This window comes from Mycolicibacter hiberniae (assembly GCF_010729485.1).
GTDB classification, from domain to species: Bacteria; Actinomycetota; Actinomycetes; order Mycobacteriales; family Mycobacteriaceae; genus Mycobacterium; species Mycobacterium hiberniae.
In genome coordinates, this window is sequence record NZ_AP022609.1 from 2,638,700 (window position 1) to 2,660,965 (window position 22,266).

A 22,266-nucleotide genomic window follows, 5' to 3' on the forward strand; every position below is an offset into this window, starting at 1 on the left:
GTTACCCGCCACCGGCGTTGTCAAACGGTGGGTTGCGCCACCGGCGCACCGGTTTCGCTCACGGCTTTGCGAGCCACCCGTAGGTCGTCGACGAAGGCTCGGTAAGCCTCGGCACGCTGTTCGCTGCGGTCGCGCAGCACTGCCGAGGGATGAACGGTGGCCAGCACCTGCGGCCTGCCGCCGGATCCCGCCAGGCCCGGCAGGCACCGCAGCTCTCCGCGACCGTGGGAGATGCGAAATGACGGTCCCAGCAACGACTGTGCGGCGGTGGCGCCCAAACAGACCACCACGTAAGGCCGCACCGAGTCGATCTCGGCGATCAGCCACGGGCGGCACGCCACCACCTCGGTGCGGCTGGGCGTCTGGTGAATCCGGCGGGTGGTTCCCGTACGGCTGGTGAATCTGAAATGTTTGACGGCATTGGTGACATAGGTCAGTTCCGGGTCGATGCCGGCCTCCCGGACGGCTCGGTCCAGCAAGCGCCCGGCGGGACCCACGAACGGGTGCCCCTCGAGATCCTCGTGGTCGCCGGGTTGTTCACCGACCAGCATCAACGGTGCGCCTCGGCGGCCCTCGCCGAACACGGTCTGGGTCGCATCGCGGTACAGGGTGCAGCCGCGGCATTGACCGGCTGCCTCGCGCAATGCTGCCAGTGTTCGCCGCTCCGGCAGGTAGCGTTGCGCACCCGGAACTTTCGTCTCTGCCATCGCTATGCCACCGGTTCGAGAGCGCACTGGACTGTCCGCGAGCGCCGTGCGTCGCTGCGGCACCGCGGCCGCACGTGGTCGAGCACGGCGATGCGGTTCAGTTCCCAGTCGCCGGAGCGCTGACGGAGGTCGATTCCGAAATCGTTGTGGTAGCGGCGCCCGTCGTGGACGGAGTGCTCACGGTCTCTGAGGTGTCCACGGACTCGGGGTCCGCACTCGCGGGCCCGGCCGAACCCGGCCCGGCCACGATCACGACTGCGGCGGTCGCCAGACCTGCGATCGCCACCGATGAGGCCAGCGTCTTGCCCGATAGTCTCAGCGCACCCATGGTGCCCCCCTGGTAATTCCGTCGTGCCGTCGGTGGCACGTTCTGCAGGGCGTTTACCCCGATGGTCGGGGCATAAACATCGGTGGCGGAACCGGGTCGTAAAACGCCGTCCGTAGCCACCCGGTGTGCCGTTAGCCACGCAGGTCATGCGGGCACGCCCAGCGGCACCGCCGGCGGCGGTTCGGCCGGGCATCGCGAAAGCGCAGGGGCACGCCAGTGCGCTGGGCCCCCGCTACCGGAGAATGTGCATGCTGGAGATCACCGTGGCGATCGCCTCACGACGACTCCTGGGCCCGGCGGCGATACGACGCAACGCAAAGTCGACGGTAATCCCGAGCCAGGCCGGCCACCTGGGGCGCAGCAGCCCGCGCCGGCGGCCCAGCAGCCCCAGAATTCCGCCCATCGCCGCAGCGCAGGCGATCAGGTGCAGCGGGAGCCGTCCGCGGCCCTCGCCGATGGCGGCCCGCCACCCGTGGCCGTGCTCGCGGCGCATCAGCTCGTCGTCGCGGTTGCCCCGCTGGACCCCCACACTGCTCAAGACGCGGCTGGTGTCGGACCCTCGGCCGGCTATCGGGCGCGCAGTTTCGCGTGTCCCGACCGTGATCCGGCCACCCGCCTTCGTCAGGCACAGTGCAATATCGGCGTCTTCGCGATATGCGCGCGGGAAACGTTCGTCGAAACCGCCGCAGGCCACCAGCGCCTCGCGCCGATAGGCCATGTCCGCGGTGATCCAGCGGGCATCGGCCAGTCGCAGGGTGCGCCGTTCATGATCGAAGGGGCAGCGGTAAGCCGGCCTGGGCACCACGATCCTCGCCTGCGAGCCGACCACGTCCGGGCCGGCATCACACAGATCGGTCTCCAGGCGCTCGCACCAGTTGCGTCCGGGCACCACGTCGTCATCGAGAAAGCAGATCCAGTCCGCGCGAGCGGCCTGCCAGCCGACGTTGCGCGCGGCGGCCGGTCCGCGTCCCCCGGATCGCAGTCCGGTGATCGCAAGGAAACCCGTTGTGGGCCACAGCGGCGCCGGCCTGCCCGGCCGGTCATCGACGATGATCACCTCGCCGGCCGGCAGCCGGGCCCCCTCGCCCAGCGCCGCCAGCAGCCGATTCAGCGATGGGCGTCCTATCGTCGGTATCACCAGTGCGTAGCTCGGCGTCATCAAGCATGCCGCCGAATCACAAAGGGCCCCAGCGCCGAGACCATCGAACGGCCGGCGGCATTGACGCTGGTGTTGACCACCACCGGAACTCCAGACACCAGCGGGCGGCGGGCACAGGCATCTCCCAGGTCGAGAAGGCCACCGGCTGCTTGCCGTGCTTGCGCCGGCTGAACCGCTCATCCTCGCCCGTCGCGACGATCCGGCCGTCGGCGACCACCGCCGCGGCTGGGTCGTGGAAGAAGGCGTTGACGCCCAGAACTTGCACCCGCACTCCCCCGGACTACGCGAACCGCTTCGATACCGAAGTGGACTACCCACCCGAAGCGCAGCTAAACGGTTGGCGAACCGGTTGACTAATGCCTTGCGGTGAAGCCGATCTGGCTTCGGCACCAGGAAACGGTCCGCTCGAGGCCCTCGGCAGCTCCGACGACTGGATGCCATTGCAGAGCTTCGAGGGCCCGGCGGATATCCGGGCAGCGTCGGCGCGGGTCGTCCGGTGCTGCGGGCACATGACGGATCGGCGACACGCTTGCCGACACCTCGCGGATCAATTCGGCGACGTGCAGCACGGTGAGCTCGTCCGGGCTGCCGATGTTGACCGGGCCGGTGACGTCGCGCTCGGCCAGGGCGATCAGCCCGGCGAGGGTGTCGTCGACGAAGCACAGTGAGCGGGTCTGCAGACCGGTGCCGGCGACAGTGATCGGTTCGCCACGCAGGGCCTGTCTGCAGAACGTCGGCACCATCCGGCCGTCGTCCGGCCGCATTCCGGGCCCGTAACTGTCGAAGATTCGGGCCACCCCGATGTCGGCCTCGCGGGATCGGTGGTAGGCGAACGACAGCGCCTCGGCATACCGCTTGGCCTCGCCGTAGACGCTGCGTGGGCCGATCGGATTGACGTTGCCCCAATTACTTTCAGTCTGGGGGTGCACGGTCGGGTCGCCGTAGACCTCACTGGTGGACGCCAGCACGAACCGCGCTCGGCATGCCTCGGCGAGACGCAGCGCGGCCAAGGTGCCCGCAGCGCCGGCGCGCAGGGTCGCTATCGGCAGCCGCAGATAGTCCGCCGGCGAGGCCGGCGAGGCCAGATGGAACACCGCATCAAGTGGCCCGAACCGGGTGGGATCGTCAAAACCCAGAGTGATGTCGTGCTCGACGAACTCCAGTCCGCCAAGGCGGCTCACTGCGGCGAAATTGGCCGCCGAACTGGTGGATAAATCGTCGACACACCACACCCGCTGCGCGCCCCGGGCCAGCAGTGCGGCGCACAACCGACTCCCGAGGAATCCGGCGCCGCCGGCGATCAGAACCCGGTCGAGCGCGTGCACCGCGGCCACGTCCCCATGGACCCGATCCGCCGACCGGGCCCATCGCCGCTCGGTGTCAGGTCTGGCTCGTCCAGATCAACACGTCCTGGGCGCCGTCGTTGTAGACCACTTCGTCCGGCGGCGGGCCGGTGACGTCGAAGTAGATCTTGCCGTTGGCCGCGCTGCCCTGGGTGATGGGCCCGGGGTTGATACCGCCCGGTGTGGGCACCGTGTTGATCACCTGATAGGCCTGGCTGTCACCGGCGCGGGCGCTGAAGTCGGCCACCACCGGGGTCACCGTTCCACGGTCGGCGTGGGCGGTCACGTCGGCTTGGTAGAGCTTGCCGCGGGGTTGGTAGCCGGGGATCACGACGTCGGCCGGGCCCAGATCGCTGACCGTGTAGGTCGTCGCCATCGCCCCACCGTCGAGCTGTTCGGGTGTCCCGAACGGTTGAGTCGCCGGCTCGGCCATAGCGGTGGAAGCGGCGAAGACGCCCAGCAGGGCGATTCCCGCCGCACCGGCAGCCCTTTTGACCGCAGTTTTGGAAAGCTTCACCTGACCCCTCCCATGGAACGGATACTTAACGGCAGGCCCCCCTTGCGGGAACCTCTCCGCACCTCGTCACAGCGCTTACCCAGCACGACGTGCGGGGAAACACGGATAAGGTGGTTGCACGGCATGGCGCACTTATGGATAGTTACGAGGCTCGGGCGTTCAGTAGGCAGCGCCGGTCGGGACTGTCCGGGTGTTCACGCCTGCTGTTCCAGACCGCGGCTCGCCCGCCGGCGGTGGGGAAATCAACTCATGTCGTTGAGGTAGGAGAAGGCGGATATGCGGTGATCGGCGATGTCGATGCTTCGTTCGCGACACCACGGGGCGGCGACCCCGAGGTCCACAGCGACTTGGACCTGATAGTCGGCCATGGCGAGCCGCAGCGGGTCGGCCGGTTTCGGTACTGGCTGGGCGAGCAGCGCTGGGAATGGTCGGATGCGGTGGCGCGCATGCATGGCTACGAGCCCGGAACGATCGTGCCGAACACGGAGTTGCTGCTGCAACACAAGCATCCGGAGGACCGACCTCAGGTTGCCGAGGTGTTGGAGCGGGTGCTGCAGGGCGAGCCGTTCAGCAGCCGGCACCGGATCATCGATACCGGCGGCCAGGAACACTGGGTGATCGTGGTCGGCGACCGCATGCTCGACGAGGCCGGCGTGGTGACCGGCACGGCGGGCTTCTACGTGGATGTCACCGAGGTGCTGCAGGCCGATGTCAGCGCCGCGGTCTCCGAGGTCGCGCAGTCACGAGCGGTGATCGAACAGGCCAAGGGTGTGCTGATGGTCGCCTACGGCATCTCCGCCGAGCGGGCGTTCGACATTCTGGTGTGGCGTTCCCAGGAGACCAACGTCAAGGTCCGGGACCTGGCGACCCGCTTCCTGGCGGCGTTCACCGGCAGGTTGCCGGGCGACGTCCTGTCCGATCTGGACCACACCCTTTTGACCGTAACCTGACACAGCGCCCGAAGAATACGCTGGACATCGCCGCACGGTGAAGGTTGGCGGCGCGGCCGGAGTGGGTAGCCACCCCAATGTGGTGAGTGTGATGGCAAGCAAATCCCGCCCCCTGCGCGTCGTCGGCGGGGGGGCGTCAGCCGGCGAGGTTGGGGCGAGGTCGCGGGCCGGCACGGCCTGCCCGCAGGAGGACGACCCTGACTAGCGCGCCGAGTCAGCTGACGGTGACGGTGGCGACCGCCGCCGGGTCCTGCCTGCTGACCGCTGCTGGCACGTTGGACAGCAGCACCTACCTCGAACTGCGCGACTGTGTGATCAGGGCGGCGCTCGCGGAGCCGCCCGCCGTGGTGGTCGACGTCAGTGGGCTCGATGTCCCGGCGTCGTCGGCTTGGTCGGTATTCACGAGTGCACGTTGGCATGTCAGCACCTGGCCGGCTATACCGATCCTGCTGGTCTGTCCGCGACCAGACGTAGCCGCCGCGATCGCGAACGCCGGAGTGACGCGCTACCTCTCGGTGCACGCCGACGTCGAGTCCGCGGTGGGCTCACTGACGGGGGGACCGCTTCCGCGCCGACGCGTCCATGCGGTGTTGCCGCATCGCGTCAGCAGCCTGCGCGGTTCCCGGGACTTCGTAGCCGAATGGCTGACCAGGTGGTCGCAGGAACTGCTGATACCGGCAGCCAAGGTGATCGTCGACGTACTGGTGGAAAACGTGCTGCGGCACACCAACAGCCCCGTGGTGGTAGCGCTGGAAAGCACCAGCGCCACGATCACCATTGCCGTTCACGACAACAGTGCCGTCCCCGCGATTCGCCACGAACTCGCCACTGGGGGAGCCGATCGGGCTTCCGGTCTGGCAGTTGTCGGCGCCCTGTGTCGCGCATGGGGCAGCAACCCCGCCCCGAACGGCAAAACGGTGTGGGCTGTGCTCGGCCCGGAGAACCGGCTTTGACCGTCGCCGACGGGCCGCGCCGACTCACCGCGCCCGGCCGCTGTCCCTGGCATCAGCGGTGGTTCACCACTTGCTGTGCCACCCCCGCCAGCGGAGTGTTCGACGTCTGCGACAGCCGCTTGAGCAACTCGAAGGCCTGCAGGGCGTCGATGCCGAACCGTTCCATGAGCATGCCCTTGGCCTGGCCGATGACGTCGCGAGAGGCCAACGCGCTGCGGAACTGTTCGTCACGACGAACCATGTGCCAGGCCAGCGCGGCGTGGGTGGCCAGCGTCAAGCCCACCTCCACCGAGTCGTCGTCGAACGCGTGAGCGGACTCGGAGTAGAAGTTCAGCGCACCGGTGGTGTCCTGGCCGGTGAACAGTTCGAACGCCAGGATGGACCGGATGGGCGTGGTGGCCAACACCTCTCGACAGAAGGACGGCCAGCGCTGCTCGCACGCGATGTCGTCCACCCGGACCACGTGGTGCTCCCAGGCCGCTGCCAGACACGGACCTTCCCCGAGACGGCGCTGGGCATCGTCCAACAGAGCCGGGTATCGGTCGGTGGCCCACGGGGTCTGGATCTCGCGGCGCGCGGTGGTGAGCGTTACGCCGGCGTGCTGGGCACAGGGCATGTGCGTCAAGAGGTTCGCCACCAACTCATCCAACGCACCCGCAGACGCGACGCCCGATCGCTGATTCAAGTTCTGAACCAGGTCCGCCACCTCGCGCATCATGTCGTTGCGGCTCGTCACCGCCATCCTTCGCTCCGCCCTTCAGATGCATACATGTTCCTCCGCTGAGGCCGACGGGGCAACTACTTCTGGCATCGGCTGGCACGTCAGGGCTCACCGGGAGCCGGGCGCATGGGCCACCCTGCGGGCCGACGGAACGGCCGGCAGGAGCCGTTGGTAGACCCGCAACGTGTCGCCGGCGATCCGATCCCAGGAGTATCTCGACCGGGCCCGTTCGCGTCCGGCGGCCCCGAAGCCTTCCGCTGCGCGGGGGTTCCCCAGGATGGCGCCGATCGCGTTGGCGCAGGCCACCGGATCCTTCGGTGGTATCAGCAGGCCGGTCTTGTCGTGCACGACGGTGTCGAGCATGCCGCCCACCGACGACGCCACCACCGGCACCCCACAGGCCATCGCTTCCAGCGGAACGATGCCGAAAGGCTCGTACCACGGTGTGCATGCCACGACATCTGCGGACCGCAACAGGGCCGGCATATCGTTGCGGGCCACCGAACCGCACAGCGAGACTCGTTCGGCAACACCGAGATCGGCGGCCAGCTCCAACAGCCGTCGTGCCTCGGGCACGGTGTCGAGATCGGTTCGCTCGGGGCCCCCCGCGATCACCAACTCGGCGCCGGGCAGGCGGGGCAACGCCGCTATCAGCGTGTCGAATCCCTTGCGTGGGACGAACCGGCCGACCGCGACGATGCGCCGTCGCGCCGAGCGGGGCGCGACCGGACCGCGGGGAGTGAACCGATCCACGTCGACGCCGCAGGGCACCACCGAGATCCGCAATCGGTCCCGGCCCAGTCTCATCAACTCGAAAACCTCGTCGGTACAGCCGGCCGTCACCCAGGTCGCATCTTCGGCGACGCGGGCCTCGAGCCGCAGCCGCTCGGCCGGGCTGGTATCGCGATTGCCCTGGTGGCGCCGCTTCACCACGCCCAACGCGTGAAAGGTCTGGACCGTGGGCACCCGGCGGCGTTTGGCGGCCAGCTGGGCGGCGATCCCCGACATCCAGAAGTGCGCATGCGCGATGTCCGGCCGCTCGCGCTCCCACTGCGCGTCCAGGTAGCGACCGAAGCCGACCATGTAGGACAGCAGTTCGTCTTTTGGCACGGGCAGCGGCGGCCCCACCGGCACGTGCACCACCGTGTAACCCCGGTCGGTGCGCACGCGTTCGCGCAGCTCGGGGTTGTCTCGACGGGTGTAGACCTCGACATCGTGACCGCGGCGGGCCAGCGCCGCCGACAGTTCGGCGACGTGGACGTTCTGGCCGCCCGCATCGGCCCCGCCCAGTGCCGCGAGCGGACTGGCATGTTCGGACACCATGGCGACCTTCACTGCACCCCTCCCCCGGTACCGCCGCCCGCGGACGTGCACTGCGCCTCGATGGCCCGGTCCCATTGGTGCAGGAAGCGATCAAGGCCGAAGTGCTCCATGGCGTAGTTGCGGGCCGCCTTGCCGACCACCTCGGCCAGGTACCGGTCGGCGATGAGGCCGCGGAGCGCGGCCCCCAACGTGTCGAGGTCGGCGCTGACCACACCCGCCTCGGGCGGCACCACCAGCGGGGCCATGGTCGCGGCCACCGCCACCACCGGCATTCCCAGAAACATGGCTTCCAGTAGCGACAGCCCCAACGAGGTCCAGCGCGCGGTATGCAGATACACCCGGCGGTGCGCCAGTTCTTTCATGAGCTGGTCGGACCGCAAGTCGCCACGGCCGACCACGCCGGCGCACCGATGCGCCGGCTCGTTGAGGGCTTCGGTGCCGATGCCCCACACGTCGACCGGCGCGGATTGGCCCAGCACGCCCAGCAGGTCGGCACCCACCGTGCGCCACCGCCGCAGCGGCTCGTTGATCAGAACACCTGCGGCCGCAATGTCGCCGGTGTACAGATGGCCCGGGTCGGCGATCCCGTGATCGATGACCATGGTCGGCGCCCGACCGTTGTCCCACATCAGCTGGTTAAAAGCGGTGACGTGGATGAGTGGGATGTCGTCGCGGTCCGCGATCGGGTGCCGGCTCTCCACCACAAACGGCCGAGGAGTGTTGTGCTCGACGTACACCGCGGGGACATCGACTCCGGGGCGACGGCCCAGGAGGCGTGCGGCCAGTTCCAGCTCGTGCGGCCGCTGCAGCACCACCAAGTCGATCTCCCGCTCGCGCAGGGCGCCCACGGGAACTTCATGCGCGTTCCGCCAGTCCCGGCCGCAACACCCCCGCCCGTCGGGAGCACGGGGCGCGTTGACCGGAATGAGATAGCGGTGCGGACCCGCGACAAACGAATCCATCCATGAGCCGTGCACATGCCAGACCAGGATGCAACGCGGGGTGGTCTGCGCAAATGCCATTACCGGCTTTTACCCCGACCTGCGGCGGTCAAACACGAACGCACCGGGGAAGCGGTTTGCTGCAACGGAATCGGGGCGCGCTGCCATAAGCGCCGTTACCGAATCGTTGCAGAGCGGCGAATATCGGCGTAGGTTGACTAGCAGGTTGAGTTAACAGCCACCCGGAAAGACGCGTCACCCACGCTCGCCAGGGAGGCTTCCTCCCTGCATCTCATCCGTGAAGGTGTAACTCGCATCGACGCGATCCACAGTATGAGACTTAACTGATGGAGCAATCCCCATGCCCGCTTTGAAAACCGTCGACTCGGCGTCCCCGCCGCACGCCCCTCCCCCATCCGATACCTGGGAAAGCCGCACCGCGCGCTCCGTCACCCGCTGGGGACGCTGCGGTGCCGTGGTCACCGTGGGCGGCGAACTCGACGCCGCCAACGCCGGCCAACTGGCCGACTACGTGCAGCAATGCGTACGCTACTGCGAATGGTTGGTTCTGGACCTCGACAACCTGGATTTCTTTGGTGTCGCAGGCTTCTCGGCGCTACGGACCATTGCCGAACGATGCGCTCAGACCAGCGTCCACTGCACGACGGTCCCCGGCGCGGCGGTAGCGCGCCTGTTGCGCATCTGCGACCCGACGCAGGCCCTGCTGACCTCGTCGTCGCTGGACGAGGCCCTGGCGGGCGTGCAGAACCTGGGCCGGCGCCCCTGAGTGCACTTCGCTCCGAGGTCGGCGGCCAACGGCTGCCGCTTCGGAGCGAATGTCGTTGCGGCCCAGGATCCGCTCGCCGACCGGCCATGAGCCGCGGGGTCTCCCCCGTGCTAACTATCCGACCCGGCCCCGCGCCAGCTGGTGGGCGGCGAAGTCCGCTCCCTGCTGAACCATCGAGGCATCGGCCCCGGCATAACTGTCATGTGCGGCAAAGTTCATACCGTCGGAACACACCGCATCCTCCGGCGCACACACCTGCAGCGTCTTGGCCCGATACAGGGGGCCGATCACGACCGCGGGCTCGTTGAGGAAGTTCATCGCCCGCTCATTGGGCATGGCGAACAGCACCACGGCTGCCACATGCTCGGCGACGTCGGGATCCAGCGGCTTGGGCACCGTGGCGGGGTCCACCCCGTCGGGGACCTGAGCCGACGTCACGAAGCCCATCACCGCGGCGCCCTGGGAGTAACCGCCCAGCACCATCTTGGTATTGGGGCAGGCCGTGGCCCGGGAGACGACGTGCGCTCCCGCGTCACGAATGCCATCCACCCCGGTGTCCCAGTGATCATTGGCCGGGTAGTTGACCGCGTAGACGGCCGGGCTGGTTCCCAGGCGTGCGTTCAGCGCGTTGAGGAACGCCTGTCCGGTCGGGCCGACGCCGGGCGCTTCTCCGGTCCCCCGGGCAAAGACCACCTCGGTATCGGGGCACGAAGCGGCGCCCGCCCCGGGAGCACCGGGGCCGAGCAGCACCGATGCTCCAGCCGCGGATACCGCGATCGCCAGCGGGGCAAGGGAACCGAGACAGGTAGGCGCGAACATGTCGATGGAGGTAACCACCTCTGGACCCACTCAAACCGGCCGAGCCAAAGTTTTATGGGCGGCCACGGTTTTCGCAGCACCACTGGACAACGGCCCCCTGCTTTGTTAAGACAGGTAGGTCAGGTCTCTGCCTTCAGACGGAAGGGCAGCGATCCGTGGTGTCTGGTATGCCAGCGGATCAAACCAAGCCTCACGGGCCCTGTGTCGACTTTCTCCCCTCTCGCACACCCGGCCGCCGGGCCTTGGCATCGGGTCTGCGTGGAAAAGGGGAGAAAATATGTCGAAAAGCACAATGCACCGCCGGCATCGGGGAGTCGCGCTCACCGCGGCGTTGCTGCCCGCCGTGATCGGCTTCGGCGCGGCCTCTGGGCCCGCGGCCGCGGCCGGTCCCGAGTTCTTGCAGGTTCCGTCGGCGAGCATGGGCCGCAACATCCCTGTGCAATTCCAGGGCGGCGGTGCGCCGGCGGTCTACCTGCTCGACGGTCTGCGGGCCCGGGACGATCGCAGCGGCTGGGACATCGACACGCCCGCGTTCAGCGAATACAGCGGTTCGGGAATGTCGGTGGTGGCGCCGGTCGGCGGGCGCTCCAGCTTCTACTCCGACTGGTACGGCTCGGCCAACGGGCAGACCTACAAATGGGAAACATTCCTGACCAGCGAGCTGCCCAGCTTCCTGTCCGGCAAAGGCGTGCGTTCAACCCGAAACGCGGTGGTGGGGGTCTCGATGTCCGGGTCCTCAGCGCTGACGCTGGCCGCCTACCATCCGCAGCAATTCGCCTACGCAGCATCGCTTTCAGCACTGTTGACACCGTCGAGCGGCAACGGTCCCACGCTGATCGGCATGGCGATGAACGATGAGGGCGGTTTCAACCCGCAGGACATGTGGGGCCCCTCGGGCAGCGCCGGCTGGCAACGCAACGATCCGACGGTGCAGGCCGGGCGCCTGGCGGGCAACAACACTCGGCTGTGGATCTACAGCGGAAACGGCACACCGTCGGAAATCATCGGCGAGGGAAGCCTTCCCGGCCAGGTGATCGAACAGATCGTCATGCAGAGCAACGTCGCCTTCCGCGACGCCTACACCGGCGCGGGCGGCCACAACGCGACGTTCAACATCGACACCAACGGAGTGCACAGCTGGGGCTACTGGAACGCGCAACTGGTGGCCATGAAGCCGGACATGCAGAGCACGCTGGGCGCCGGCGGGCGGGTGTGACGGCGGCGCCGCGCTAGCCGCTCGCTAGCCGCGCAACCCCAGAAGGGGCGGTCAGTACCAGTGCCGTCTGCCGCCGACCGGCCGTCCCGCTCTACCGAGCAGCCAGAGCACGGCCCCGATGACCAGGAGGACGATCCCGACCGCCCAGAGCACGTAGACGCCGAACACCAGTCCCAGGATCAGGAGCAGCAGTCCGAGGCCGATCATCAGTCGTACCCCAGGATCGCGTCACGGGCGCGATCCATCATCGAGGCGAACGGCCCGACGAAGGCATTGGCCAGTGCGCCCTCCACCCCGGGATGGGGTCGCGTCGGTGCGATGGTCTCCGCGAGCTTGACCGCACGCTCCAGCAGCTTGAGCTCGGAGTCACTGAGTTCGCTGCGCAGTCCTGCGAACTCCTCGCGCTCTTCGTGCTCGGCGTGGTCGACGACTTCGTCGCGCAGTTCCCGGAGCTTCTCGGTGAAGAACTCCGAATCGACGTCAACGTCCTCGAGTTCACTGAGCGTCGTTTTGGCCTGCTTCTCCTCGGCCAGGCGCGCCTGGATCATGCTGCGGCCGTCCTCGAGTTCGTGGGCGGCACGCGGGTGCACGATCTCCTCTTCGGCCGTCTCGTGAACGGCCAGCAGGCGGCGCAGCCGAACGAAAGACTCGTCGCGCTCGCCGCCGGCAGCCCGCAGCGTCTCGTCGAACAGGGCCTTGATCCGGTGATGCTGTTCGGTGAGGAAGTCAACGACATCAATGGGGCCGTGCAAAGTCTTGTGTGCCATGTTCACTGGCTACCCCCACCGGCAGGGGGCAAAACCCTAGGCCACCACGCGGATGTGCTCCAGTGTCGAATCGGTGGCGTCGGGCAGCACCATTCCGGCTGACAGCCCCGAGCGCAGATAATCGATGACCGCGGGGGTGAGTCGCTCACCGGGCACCACCGCCGGCACTCCGGGCGGATACGGCGTGATCTGCTCTGCCGCGATGCGCCCGCCGGCCCGCGATGCGGCGACCATTTCGGTGGCGCCGAAAAAGGCGTCTCGGGGCAGCTGCACCGAATCCAGCTGCAGGTCCCGCGGCGAGGGCAGGCAGATCGGAGCCGGCGGCTCGAAACACGCCGCGGCGCTCCGCCACCCCCGCAACGCATCCAGCAGCCGGTCAGCGGTGCTGGAATCGTCGGAGAATGACAGAGTGGCCAGCACACGCCGATGATCGGCCAATCCGACATCAAGGCAACGGTGTTCGCGTAACCAGTCCCGGGCCTGGTAGCCCGACGTACCGGTGGCCGACACATCGATCAGCACCTGCAACCGGTCCAGATCGTGCGAGGCCTCTGTGCCGAGCAACGCATTCGTCGAGCACCTCGACGTCGGAGATCTCGCCGACGCGACCGCGCACGTCGGCCGCCAACGTCAATGCGGCGTCCAACAGTTCATGCCCGTGTCGCACCATCTGCCGTCGCCAGCCGTCGAGCGCCGCGTAGATCGGCACGCTGGGGCTGGTGGTCATCAACAGGTCGGCGCACGCCCGGAGCCGATCCCGGTCGATGAGATCACCCTGGACGTGGTACACCGAGCCCTGTTCGAAGCCGGCCCCCATCTTGTGCACGCTGACCACGCAAACGTCGGCGCCGGCGTCCATCGCCCAGGTCGGCAGGTCCTCGTGGAAGGGCAGGTGAGCCCCCCATGCCTCATCGACGATCAGCGGCTTGCCCCGGCGATGACAGATCTCGGCGATGGCAGCCAGGTCCGCGCAGGTGCCGTACGGCGAGGGGCTGACAACCAGGGCTCCCGCGGCATCGGGGTTCTTCTCCCAGGCGTCGGCGACCCGTCCGGGCGACGGCGGATGGCACAGATGCCGCTCGGTATCCCAGCGCGGGGCGATCCAACGCGGTGCGATACCGGAGAAGATCAGCCCGCCCACCACCGCTTTGTGGCTGTCGCGCGGCAGCAGCAGTCCGCCGTCGGTGCCGGCCACCGCCATCATCGCGGCCCGCACCGACAGCGAACTGCCGCAGGTGGAGAAGAAGGCCGCCGAGGCGCCAACCGCTTCGGCCATGAGCTGCTCGGGGTCGGTGAGGATATCGCCGCGCGCCGGCCGGTCGTCCAAACCGCCGCGCGCGAGCACGTCGGCCGCGAAGAGATCACTGCCCAGCGCGGCGAGCACCTACGCATCGGCCCCGCGGCCCCGTCGATGTCCGGGCGGGCTGAACCCGTACCGATCCTTGCGTTGGTAGTCGGCCAAAGCTTCCAGTACGGGTGCCCGGCGCTGATCCATAGCGGTGACGCATACCCAGGCAAGGCGACCGGTAACCGGCGGGCGCGGGCCCGTTCAGCGCCGGAACGCGACGAGCAGCGCCAGGAGATCGGCGGTCAGCAGCACCCAACCGGCAACCGGCACCAGGAATCCGCGGCGTCGGCCCGCCGTGAAGAACGACGCCAGGACGGTCAGCGCGGCGATCACCGGAGCGCCGTAATAGAGCACGCCGAAGACCGCTCCGCTCGGCCCGAGGTCGGGGCAGGTTCCGGTGCTGCAGGCGGCCGTACTGAGCACCGCCCCCGTCGCGAACACCATGACCAGAGCGGCACCCGCGACGGTCAGCAGGGCAGCGACCCAGTTGACCCACAGCCGGGCTCGGCGATTATCCGTCTCGGCAGCAATCGGCTCTGCCATTACAACCGCGCCCCACGTACCGCGAACTCCTCGACCAGCGCGCTGCAGAACGCGGGCAGGTCGTCGGGTTTGCGGCTCGACACCAGGACCGACGGCCCGCCGTCGCAGCGAACCACCTCCCGGTCGACCCACTGGCCACCCGCGTTGACGATGTCGGTGCGCAGACTGGGCCACGACGTGAGCTGCCTGCCGCGGACGACACCGGCTTCCACCAGCGTCCAGGGGCCGTGGCAGATGACCGCGACAGGTTTGCCGGCGTCGAAGAATTCCCGGATGAACGCCACCGCCCGTTCCTGCATGCGCAACTGGTCGGGGTTGGCCACCCCGCCCGGCAGGACGAGCGCGTCGAAGTCGTCCGCCGACACGGCGTTGACCTGGCGGTCCACGGTGAATTTGTCTCCGCGGTCCAGATGGTTGAACGCCTGAACCGGGCCGGCGTCGGTGGACACCAGCTCTGCCCGCCCACCTGCCTCGGTGACCGCGCGCCAGGGCTCGGTCAGCTCGACCTGCTCGGCGCCCTCGGGCGCCACCAGAAATGCGACCCGTCGGCCCTCCAGTGGTCTGGACATGATCTCCCCCTCGCATGCTCCGGGCGGTTGCCCCGTACCGGCTGGCATACCCGGGCCGCCGGGCACGGAAACGGAAAGGGTGGTGTAGCAGTGCAATTGCGGGGGTATCCCGCCAGTCATGAAGGGACGGGCCGAGTGCGGGCGAGTTCACCCGACAGCCGCACACCAACGCGGCGCTGCGGGGCATTGACCGCCGGGCCGGCCTACCGTCCGGGCCGGCCCGGTCCGCAGCCCCATGGGTGTCGGTACCCGTGGATGCCGGGCCCCGGCGTCAGACAGAGCGCCACGGGTGGCCGTGGGCGTTAGACGCTAGCGATGCTTGCCGCGGTCACGGCGCTGCGCGCACCTCGATCCGGCCACCGACCTCACGGCACTCCAGCGCCGGCTGATCACCGGTGGCCGGCCCGCGGAGCAGCGTCCCGTCGCTGATGTCGAAGCGTGAGCCGTGGCACGAGCAGGTCACCACGGTGCCGTCCAAGTCACCCTTGCTCAGCAGGCAGCCACGGTGCCCGCAACGGTCGTGGATGGCCAACACCCGTCCACCGTGGCGAAGCAGCAACACCGGTGTGCCGTCGGCATGGGCGGCAAGCAGGCGATCCTCGACGAGCTCGGCACTGTCGAGCACAGGTGTCCAGCCGGCCGGGCCCGGATCGAACGCCGTCTGGTTGACGCCGACGCCGCGGGCATAGGCCAGGTGGCCGCCCAGGTAGCCGCCCAGGCCCAGGGTGAGGGCGCCACCGAGGCCCAGCGATGCAGCGCGCAGTCGCCTGCCCCGTAGCCGGTTGACCAGCGACGCAACATAGAGCAGCAGCGCGCCGGAATTGGCGCTGGCGTGGGCCAGACCCACCCGCCGGACCGCCTCATCGGACAGTTCGGTGTCGGCCCAGTCGCTGATACCGGTGATGGCTGTCGGCGCGAACGCAACGATGCCGACGGCGGTCAGCCGGTTGGCCGCCGCCGAACCGGAACGCGGGGCCAGCACGTCCAGCAGCAGCGCAGACAGAAACGAGCCGATAACCAGGCTGGTCATCGGCGGATGGGCGGGATGCCCCAGTGCGGTTCCGCTGATGAGGTCTTTGAGCCTGCCCCGCCCGACCAGCCGACGCACTCGGGCGGCGGCCAGCTGAGCCGGGGTATCCAGAACGCCTGCGCGTTCCACGGCCTCGGTCAGGCGCCGGGCCAGCACTGTGGCCGTCGATTGCTTGGGCATGTCCCCTCCGATCATCGATATGGCCGCGTCTGTCCGGCCGTAAATACCGCCTGTGGGGCGACCGCGGCGGCGACGGTGCCGCCACGGTCAACCCGTCCGCGACCGCACCATCGCGTCTCCCCCCGCCAAAGGGGCGATCCCCCGTTTGGCCCGTCCGCGATGGCGGTGCCGGCCCCGGTCGACTAGGAAGTCAGTCAGTACTTGTCACACGTCTTGGCGATGGGACCGACGAGGTTGACGTACTGCGCCGCCTCGGGCACCGCCTGCGCCTGCTCGAGCATCTCCTCACGCTGCGGGGCCGGCGAGTTGAGGAAGTTCTGCAGGAACGCCTGTGCCATGGGTGCGGCGTTGAATTGTGCTGCCGCTTCCGGAGACTGCGCGTTCATCGCCGCGACCACCTGGGAGTAGTTGCACGTGGTGTTCACCGCGGGGTGCTGCGACCAGTGGCCGGGCACTCCCGGCTGGCCGGGCGGGTTCAGCTGACCCGGCGGCACACCCTGCTGACCCGGCGGAACCATCTGCTGGCCCGGCGGAACGGGCTGGCCGGGGATGCCGGGTTGCCCCGGGGTGCCCGGGCCCGGAACACCGGGGGCACCAGGGACACCAGGGACGCCCGGGACACCGGGGACGCCCGGCTGGGTCGGCTCGGCGTTCGCCAGTCCGGTGCCGGCCGCCAACGCCAGCGCCATGCCACCGGTGGCGGCAAGCCTGGCCAAAGACGTTGTGATCATGGAATTCCCCTCCCACTCGTGTTCCGTCGACGACGGCACCGAACTAGGCTTGCCGTTTTCGCCCGGGCTAAACCACGGTTTGCCTGCCCGTCGCAGTGGGTATCGGACCCTTTGCTGTGATTACTCGAGTCCTCGCTGTGGCGGGTCTGGCGAGCGGAGCCGTGCTGGGCTGGACTTCCCCCGGCCCCGCGGTTGCCGCGGGTTGTCCAGACGTCGAGGTGGTTTTCGCCCGCGGTACGGGTGAGCCGCCCGGAGTCGGGTGGATAGGCCAGCAGTTCATCGACGCCCTGCGCTGGCGCACCTGGGGACGAGCCGTGGGTGTCTACCCGGTCGACTTCCCCGCGGTGCCCGAGTTCGGCCCGTCGGCCGCCGGTGTCGCCGACGCCTCCCGCCATATCCGGGAGATGACGGCCGGGTGCCCGGCTACGCAACTCGTGCTCGGCGGATATTCGCGCGGCGCGGCTCTGATCGGGTATGCGACCGAACCCGCAGCCGGGGGGCTTGGCGAGGGATTGCCGCCCGACGCCGCAGGCCACGTCTCTGCCGTCGCGCTACTGGGCAAGCCGTCACTGGAGTTTCTGAATTCGCTCGGGGCGCCGGCCCTGGCGGTCGGGCCGGCCTACGCCGCCAAGACGATCGACCTGTGTGCGCCCGGCGATCCGATCTGTTCGCAGGGCGGCGACGGCAGCGCGCACGCGGCGTATGCGGCAAACGGGATGACAGCCCAGGCGGCAGACTTCGCGGTGAGCCGCCTCCTGCCACCGGCAGGACCGCCGGGGCAGCCGCTGTGACTCGCGGGGCGAGCGCTGTGACTCGGGGCGAGGCGAGCAACCGGCGCGGCGATCGACAGCCCTACGGCTTGAGCGTGATCTTCACGGCGCCGTCGCGCTTTTCCTGAAATATCTTGTACGCGTAAGGGGCCTGTTCGAGCGACAGTTCGTGGGTGGCGAAGGTGTCGACCCCAAGGGGGTCGTCGTCGGTCAGCCACCCCATCAGGGTGTCGACCCGCGGCTTGACGTTGGCCTGCCCCATCCGCAGCGTGATCTGCTTGTCGAACAGGGTGAACATCGGTAGCGGGTCGAGCTTGCCGCCGTAGACACCGACCACCGAAATGGTGCCGCCGCGACGCACGATCTCGATCGCCGAGTGCAGCGCGGCCAGCCGGTCGATACCGGCCTTGCTGATCAACGGCCCGGCGACGGCATCCGGCAGAAGCGAGCTCAGCTGCTGCACGGCCTTGGCGCCACCGGAGCCGTGCGCCTCCATGCCCACGGCGTCGATCACCGCATCGGTCCCCTGCCCCGCGGTCCTGTCGCGGATCACCGCGGCGAGGTCAGACACCTCGCGCATGTCGATGACTTCGATGCCGCGGCGAGCCAACCGCCCCAGCCGCTCGGGCACCCGGTCCACGCCGATCACCCGGGCCCCCTGGTGAGCGGCGATCCGGGCCGCCATGTCACCGATCGGTCCCAGTCCCAGCACCGTCACCGAACCGCCGTCGGGGATCGCTGCGTACTCCACGGCCTGCATCGCGGTCGGCAACACATCCGAGAGGTAGACGAAGCGGGAGTCCGGCGGACCCTCAGGCACTTTGATGTGCGTATAGGAAGCCTGCGGCACCCGTAGGTACTGCGCCTGCGCGCCGGGCACCTGGCCGTAGAGCTTGGAATACCCGAACAGCGCCGCGCCGGTGTCCTGATCACGCACCCGGGTGGTGTCGCACTGGGTCGGCAGACCGCCGCGGCACATGCCGCAGTTGCCGCAGGCGATCTGGAACGGGATGACCACCCGGTCGCCCGGCTTGAGGTTGCTTACCTCTCGTCCTACCTCGACCACAATTCCGATCGGTTCGTGCCCGAGGATGTCGCCGGGGTCCATGAACGCACCGAGCACCTCGTAGAGGTGCAGATCGGACCCGCAGATATTGGTGGTCGTCACCTCGATGACGGCATCGGTGGGCTGCTCGATCTTCGGGTCCGGGACGGTATCGACCTGGACTTTGCGCTTGGCCTGCCATGTGACTGCCCGCATAAGGTCGCCTCCATTGTGTCACCGCCCGGCTACCCCCGGACTCCACGATGCAAACCCGTTGCCCACGCGCTTTCGCCGTTCTGCACCGCGAGGTTTGGCGGTGGCGCAGGCGGGTAAGCCGCAGGGAACAATCCAGCGTTGCCCGAGGGAGTCACCATGTTCGTACACAACAAAGAGATGCAGTTCGAGGTCCGAGTGGAGCGGCAGGACCCGCGATTCGCCCGGCTGTTGCAGGAGCAGTTCGGTGGCGAGAACGGCGAACTCAAGGCGGCGATGCAGTACTTCACCCAGGCGTTCATCCTGCGCCGCAAGAATCCCAAGATGTACGACCTGTTCATGGATATCGCCACCGAGGAGCTGAGCCATCTCGAGATGGTCGGTTCGCTGATCACCATGCTGCTCGACGGCCTCAACGACGATCTGAAGAATGCCAACGAGCTGTGCAACTGGATGCCGGCGGTGGCCAGCAACGACGGTCGGGAGCAGCTCCTGCACCAGGTCGCCCTCAATCCGCTGCACTTCGTGGAGACCGGTGGGGGGCCGCACGTCAGCAACGCCGCGGGCACCCCGTTCACCGGCGCCTACATCAACGCCAACGGCGACCCGTCCGTGGACTTGCGCAGCAACCTCGGCGCCGAGTCGCGGGCCAAGGTCGTCTACGAATACCTCAAGCAGTTCACCGATGACCCCGGCGTCCAGGACACCCTGACCTTTCTGATGACTCGCGAAGTCACCCATTTCCAGCAGTTCACCGCAGCGCTCAACGAGTTGCCGGTCAACTTCCCACCCGGTCAGGCGCCGGGCGACGACCGCTTCCAGAATGTGGCGTTCAACCTCTCCGAAGGGGAGTCCAGCCGCGGCCCCTGGAATCAGGGCCAGGGCCCGTGGCCGCAGGGCATGGAGTGGGAGTACATCCAGACGCCGACTCGCGACTGGCTCGACGGCTCCGTTCGACGCAACCGCGGCCCGCAGGACAACCCCGAGGGCAGCCCCGCGGTCCACGCCGAGAAGCCCTTTGCGCACGAACAGCACAGCGCCACAACGTAACCTCTACCCGCCCGCCGCCCCCAAGCGCGCCTCGGCGAGGCGCCGGTTCAGCTCTTGGGGGCGTCGGGCGGGTTGTCGGCGGCCCGGCCGCTGAGCCGGTCGCGCAGGTGGTCGGCGGCGGCGGCGGCCAAGCCCACCGTGTTCTGGGCCAGGCCTCCCGACGGGGCATTGGGGTGCGGCCGGGTCGGGGCGATCTTCTTCGCGGCCTGCAGTCTGTCGCCCAGCTTCTCGAGGTCCTCAGCACCGACCGCCGCAGCGAATCGCGGCCACACCATGGTCTCCTCGTAACTGATGTGTTCGCGGGCCGCGACGATGAATTCTTCGAGCGCACGGTGAAAGTCGGGCTCGCCGGGGTGGCCGTTCTCCAGCTCTTGCAGCAGTTGCTTGCCGGCCTCCTCCTGCGCAATGGCGTGGTCGGCCAGATGGTCTCCGCCGTCGAGCGCAGCACGGACAGCAGGCCAGAACAGCTGCTCCTCGACCGCCTCGTGCTGGGACTCGGCGATCACCAGGTTGGTGACCATGGTCCCCAACCCGCTCTGCTGCGCACCGTCGCCGCGCGGCGCGCCGTCGAGAACCTCCAGCATGCCCAATACGCTTTCGTGGTCTGCGCGCAGAAAGCTCAATGCGTCCATGGGTTTTCCCTCCCCGGTCGGTGATGAGTCCGGCTCCGAACCCACTCGGTCGCATACCCACCCGGATAGGTCCGTAACCGGCACGTTTCACCGGCGTCGCGCGGGGTACTGATCGAACATGACGTCCTTGTGGCTCGCCGACCGGATCACGACCTCACCGCACTCGGGTACTCCCGAAGACCTGCCCGGCTTCGCCGACGTGGTGGTGGCAGGCGCCGGTATCACCGGCCTGATGACCGCGGTGCTGCTGGCGCGGGCCGGACGGGACGTGCTGGTGCTGGAGGCCCGGACCGTCGGTTCCTGCGCAACCGGCAACACCACCGCCAAGATCAGCCTGCTGCAGGGCACGCAACTGTCGGCGATCTGGGCTAAACAGGGCAAACGCCTGGCCGGGGAGTACCTGGACGGCAACCGCGCCGGACAGGACTGGCTGCTGGCGTTCTGCGCGGCGTCAGGGGTCGCGGTCCAGCGCGAGGACGCCTACAGCTTCGCGCAGTCCGCGCGGGGGGTCGCGGCCGCGCGCGCGGAGTTCGAGGCCTGCCGCGCACTGGGCCTGCCGGTGACGTGGGAGCCGCACGCCGACGTACCGTTCAGCTACCACGGCGGCGTGCGACTGGGCGAGCAGGCACAGTTCGACCCGATGCCGTTCCTGGACGCTCTGCGCGCAGAACTGCTCACACATGGCGGGCAACTGCTGGAACACGCACGTGTGCAGCGTGTTTCAAGCAAAAATCACGGCCTTCACCTGGAGGTCAACGGCCCGCGCGGCCAGACCGAGGTGCATGCCAACCAACTGATACTGGCCACCGGAATCCCGATCCTGGACCGCGGTGGCTACTTCGCCCGGGTCAAGCCCAGCCGGTCCTACTGCATGGCGTTCGATGTGCCCGGCGAGATCACCCGGCCCATGATGATCTCCACCGATTCGCCGACCCGATCGCTGCGTTACGCCCCGGTCGACGGCTCGCGGCGCCTGCTGGTCGGTGGGGCCGGACATACCGTCGGACGCGCGAAGTACCCGATCGATGCGCTCGCCGAACTGGAGTCGTGGGCAGTCCGGCATTACCCGGGCGCGACCCGCACGCACCTGTGGTCGGCGCAGGACTACGCCCCCGTCGACGAGCTCCCCTATGTCGGACCCATCCTGCCCGGAAACGACACCACGTACGTGGCGACGGGTTTCAACAAATGGGGCATGACCAACGGGGCAGCCGCGGCACTGGCGTTGTCGGGCCGGCTGCTCGGCGAGCGACCCGCGTGGGACCGGGCGTTCGCCAGCTGGAGCCCTCGCGAGCTCCGCGGGCTGCCGGAAGCCGCGGCGGCCAATTTCGCGGTCGGCCTCAATCTGGCCAAGGGCTGGATCACGCCGACGACGCACATCGGCCAGCACTTCTTGGGTAAGGACGCCGGTGTGGTCAGCGGTCCCCCGTGGCACCTGCAGGCCCATTGCCGGGTGGACGGCGTGGAGCACCGCCTCTCACCGGTCTGCCCGCATCTGGGCGGCATCGTCACCTGGAATGACGCCGACCTGGCCTGGGAGTGCCCGCTGCATGGCTCGCGCTTCGCCCCCGACGGCGCTCTGCTGGAAGGACCGGCCACCCGCGGCCTGACCGCCGGCAGCTGA

At 68.5% G+C, this 22,266-nt stretch carries 22 protein-coding genes and 3 pseudogenes; 7 read left to right on the plus strand and 18 right to left on the minus strand.

What is annotated here, in order from left to right:
• Positions 1-20: 20 nt before the first annotated feature.
• The 5 genes and pseudogenes from G6N14_RS12440 to G6N14_RS12460 all read right to left on the minus strand — a co-directional run bounded on the left by G6N14_RS12440 (position 21) and on the right by G6N14_RS12460 (position 4,054).
• Positions 21-707, minus strand: a complete 687-nt coding sequence (locus G6N14_RS12440) for a UdgX family uracil-DNA binding protein (RefSeq protein ID WP_085134325.1) — start codon at positions 705-707, stop codon at positions 21-23.
• A gap of 560 nt (positions 708-1,267) precedes the next feature.
• The gene (locus G6N14_RS12445) at positions 1,268-2,194 is read right to left on the minus strand and encodes a glycosyltransferase family 2 protein (RefSeq protein WP_085134327.1); all 927 of its coding nucleotides are present in this window, start codon (positions 2,192-2,194) and stop codon (positions 1,268-1,270) included.
• Positions 2,195-2,282: 88 nt separating this feature from the next.
• A pseudogene (locus G6N14_RS12450) lies at positions 2,283-2,459 on the minus strand (carbamoyltransferase N-terminal domain-containing protein); the annotation flags it as partial.
• 88 nt (positions 2,460-2,547) lie between these two features.
• Complete coding sequence (locus tag G6N14_RS12455; protein ID WP_085134377.1) at positions 2,548-3,519, minus strand: NAD-dependent epimerase/dehydratase family protein; 972 nt, start codon at positions 3,517-3,519, stop codon at positions 2,548-2,550.
• Between the two features lie 55 nt (positions 3,520-3,574).
• Positions 3,575-4,054 carry an MPT63 family protein gene (locus tag G6N14_RS12460; protein ID WP_085134329.1) on the minus strand — a complete coding sequence of 160 codons (480 nt, stop codon included), beginning with the start codon at positions 4,052-4,054 and terminating at the stop codon, positions 3,575-3,577.
• Positions 4,055-4,335: 281 nt separating this feature from the next.
• On the opposite strand from G6N14_RS12460, the gene G6N14_RS12465 reads away from it, so the two are divergent.
• Both G6N14_RS12465 and G6N14_RS12470 read left to right on the plus strand, forming a co-directional pair.
• Positions 4,336-5,004, plus strand: coding sequence for a PAS and ANTAR domain-containing protein (locus tag G6N14_RS12465; protein WP_085134330.1), 669 nt, complete (start codon positions 4,336-4,338; stop codon positions 5,002-5,004).
• Between the two features lie 224 nt (positions 5,005-5,228).
• On the plus strand, positions 5,229-5,957 hold the full coding sequence (locus G6N14_RS12470) for an STAS domain-containing protein (protein WP_085134331.1): 729 nt from the start codon (positions 5,229-5,231) through the stop codon (positions 5,955-5,957).
• Positions 5,958-6,009: 52 nt separating this feature from the next.
• On the opposite strand, the gene G6N14_RS12475 is transcribed toward G6N14_RS12470, so the two are convergent.
• From G6N14_RS12475 to G6N14_RS12485, 3 genes are all read right to left on the minus strand, one after another.
• Positions 6,010-6,699, minus strand: coding sequence for a GAF and ANTAR domain-containing protein (locus G6N14_RS12475; protein WP_085134332.1), 690 nt, complete (start codon positions 6,697-6,699; stop codon positions 6,010-6,012).
• Between the two features lie 87 nt (positions 6,700-6,786).
• Positions 6,787-8,013 (minus strand): glycosyltransferase, encoded by a 1,227-nt coding sequence (locus G6N14_RS12480; protein WP_085134333.1) that lies wholly within the window; start codon positions 8,011-8,013, stop codon positions 6,787-6,789.
• Complete coding sequence (locus G6N14_RS12485; protein WP_085134334.1) at positions 8,010-9,023, minus strand: glycosyltransferase; 1,014 nt, start codon at positions 9,021-9,023, stop codon at positions 8,010-8,012. The genes G6N14_RS12480 and G6N14_RS12485 overlap by 4 nt, the downstream gene beginning before the upstream one ends.
• A 280-nt stretch (positions 9,024-9,303) precedes the next feature.
• Between G6N14_RS12485 and G6N14_RS12490 the strand changes: the two genes are divergently transcribed.
• Positions 9,304-9,729 carry an STAS domain-containing protein gene (locus tag G6N14_RS12490; RefSeq protein ID WP_085134335.1) on the plus strand — a complete coding sequence of 142 codons (426 nt, stop codon included), beginning with the start codon at positions 9,304-9,306 and terminating at the stop codon, positions 9,727-9,729.
• Positions 9,730-9,843: 114 nt separating this feature from the next.
• On the opposite strand, the gene G6N14_RS12495 is transcribed toward G6N14_RS12490, so the two are convergent.
• Positions 9,844-10,548 carry a cutinase family protein gene (locus G6N14_RS12495; RefSeq protein WP_085134336.1) on the minus strand — a complete coding sequence of 235 codons (705 nt, stop codon included), beginning with the start codon at positions 10,546-10,548 and terminating at the stop codon, positions 9,844-9,846.
• Between the two features lie 277 nt (positions 10,549-10,825).
• On the opposite strand from G6N14_RS12495, the gene G6N14_RS12500 reads away from it, so the two are divergent.
• Complete coding sequence (locus G6N14_RS12500; RefSeq protein WP_085134337.1) at positions 10,826-11,764, plus strand: esterase family protein; 939 nt, start codon at positions 10,826-10,828, stop codon at positions 11,762-11,764.
• Between the two features lie 51 nt (positions 11,765-11,815).
• Here the strand turns inward: G6N14_RS12500 and G6N14_RS20550 are convergent, their stop codons facing one another.
• The 7 genes and pseudogenes from G6N14_RS20550 to G6N14_RS21365 all read right to left on the minus strand — a co-directional run.
• The gene (locus G6N14_RS20550; protein WP_165756871.1) at positions 11,816-11,971 is read right to left on the minus strand and encodes a DUF6131 family protein; all 156 of its coding nucleotides are present in this window, start codon (positions 11,969-11,971) and stop codon (positions 11,816-11,818) included.
• Positions 11,971-12,531, minus strand: coding sequence for a hemerythrin domain-containing protein (locus tag G6N14_RS12505; protein ID WP_085134378.1), 561 nt, complete (start codon positions 12,529-12,531; stop codon positions 11,971-11,973). The genes G6N14_RS20550 and G6N14_RS12505 overlap by 1 nt, the downstream gene beginning before the upstream one ends.
• Positions 12,532-12,567: 36 nt before the next feature.
• Positions 12,568-14,026 (minus strand): annotated as a pseudogene (locus G6N14_RS12510) (aminotransferase class I/II-fold pyridoxal phosphate-dependent enzyme).
• Between the two features lie 54 nt (positions 14,027-14,080).
• Positions 14,081-14,422 (minus strand): hypothetical protein, encoded by a 342-nt coding sequence (locus tag G6N14_RS12515; RefSeq protein ID WP_085134338.1) that lies wholly within the window; start codon positions 14,420-14,422, stop codon positions 14,081-14,083.
• On the minus strand, positions 14,422-14,991 hold the full coding sequence (locus tag G6N14_RS12520; RefSeq protein WP_085134339.1) for a type 1 glutamine amidotransferase domain-containing protein: 570 nt from the start codon (positions 14,989-14,991) through the stop codon (positions 14,422-14,424). Before G6N14_RS12520 ends, G6N14_RS12515 begins: the two co-directional genes overlap by 1 nt.
• A gap of 328 nt (positions 14,992-15,319) precedes the next feature.
• Complete coding sequence (locus G6N14_RS12525) at positions 15,320-16,201, minus strand: Rieske (2Fe-2S) protein (protein WP_163787154.1); 882 nt, start codon at positions 16,199-16,201, stop codon at positions 15,320-15,322.
• A 194-nt stretch (positions 16,202-16,395) separates the two neighbouring features.
• Positions 16,396-16,626: pseudogene (locus tag G6N14_RS21365) on the minus strand (hemophore-related protein); the annotation flags it as partial.
• A 443-nt stretch (positions 16,627-17,069) separates the two neighbouring features.
• On the opposite strand from G6N14_RS21365, the gene G6N14_RS12535 reads away from it, so the two are divergent.
• Positions 17,070-17,723, plus strand: coding sequence for a cutinase family protein (locus G6N14_RS12535; protein WP_234808803.1), 654 nt, complete (start codon positions 17,070-17,072; stop codon positions 17,721-17,723).
• A 61-nt stretch (positions 17,724-17,784) separates the two neighbouring features.
• On the opposite strand, the gene G6N14_RS12540 is transcribed toward G6N14_RS12535, so the two are convergent.
• Positions 17,785-18,963 (minus strand): alcohol dehydrogenase catalytic domain-containing protein, encoded by a 1,179-nt coding sequence (locus tag G6N14_RS12540; protein WP_085134343.1) that lies wholly within the window; start codon positions 18,961-18,963, stop codon positions 17,785-17,787.
• 156 nt (positions 18,964-19,119) lie between these two features.
• On the opposite strand from G6N14_RS12540, the gene G6N14_RS12545 reads away from it, so the two are divergent.
• Complete coding sequence (locus tag G6N14_RS12545; RefSeq protein ID WP_085134344.1) at positions 19,120-20,010, plus strand: manganese catalase family protein; 891 nt, start codon at positions 19,120-19,122, stop codon at positions 20,008-20,010.
• A gap of 47 nt (positions 20,011-20,057) precedes the next feature.
• Here G6N14_RS12545 and G6N14_RS12550 read toward each other — a convergent pair whose 3' ends face one another.
• Entirely contained in the window at positions 20,058-20,642 is a 585-nt protein-coding gene (locus G6N14_RS12550) for a hemerythrin domain-containing protein (RefSeq protein ID WP_085134345.1), read from the minus strand.
• A gap of 118 nt (positions 20,643-20,760) precedes the next feature.
• Between G6N14_RS12550 and G6N14_RS12555 the strand changes: the two genes are divergently transcribed.
• Positions 20,761-22,266: an FAD-dependent oxidoreductase gene (locus G6N14_RS12555; RefSeq protein WP_085134346.1), complete on the plus strand. Its 1,506-nt coding sequence runs from the start codon at positions 20,761-20,763 to the stop codon at positions 22,264-22,266.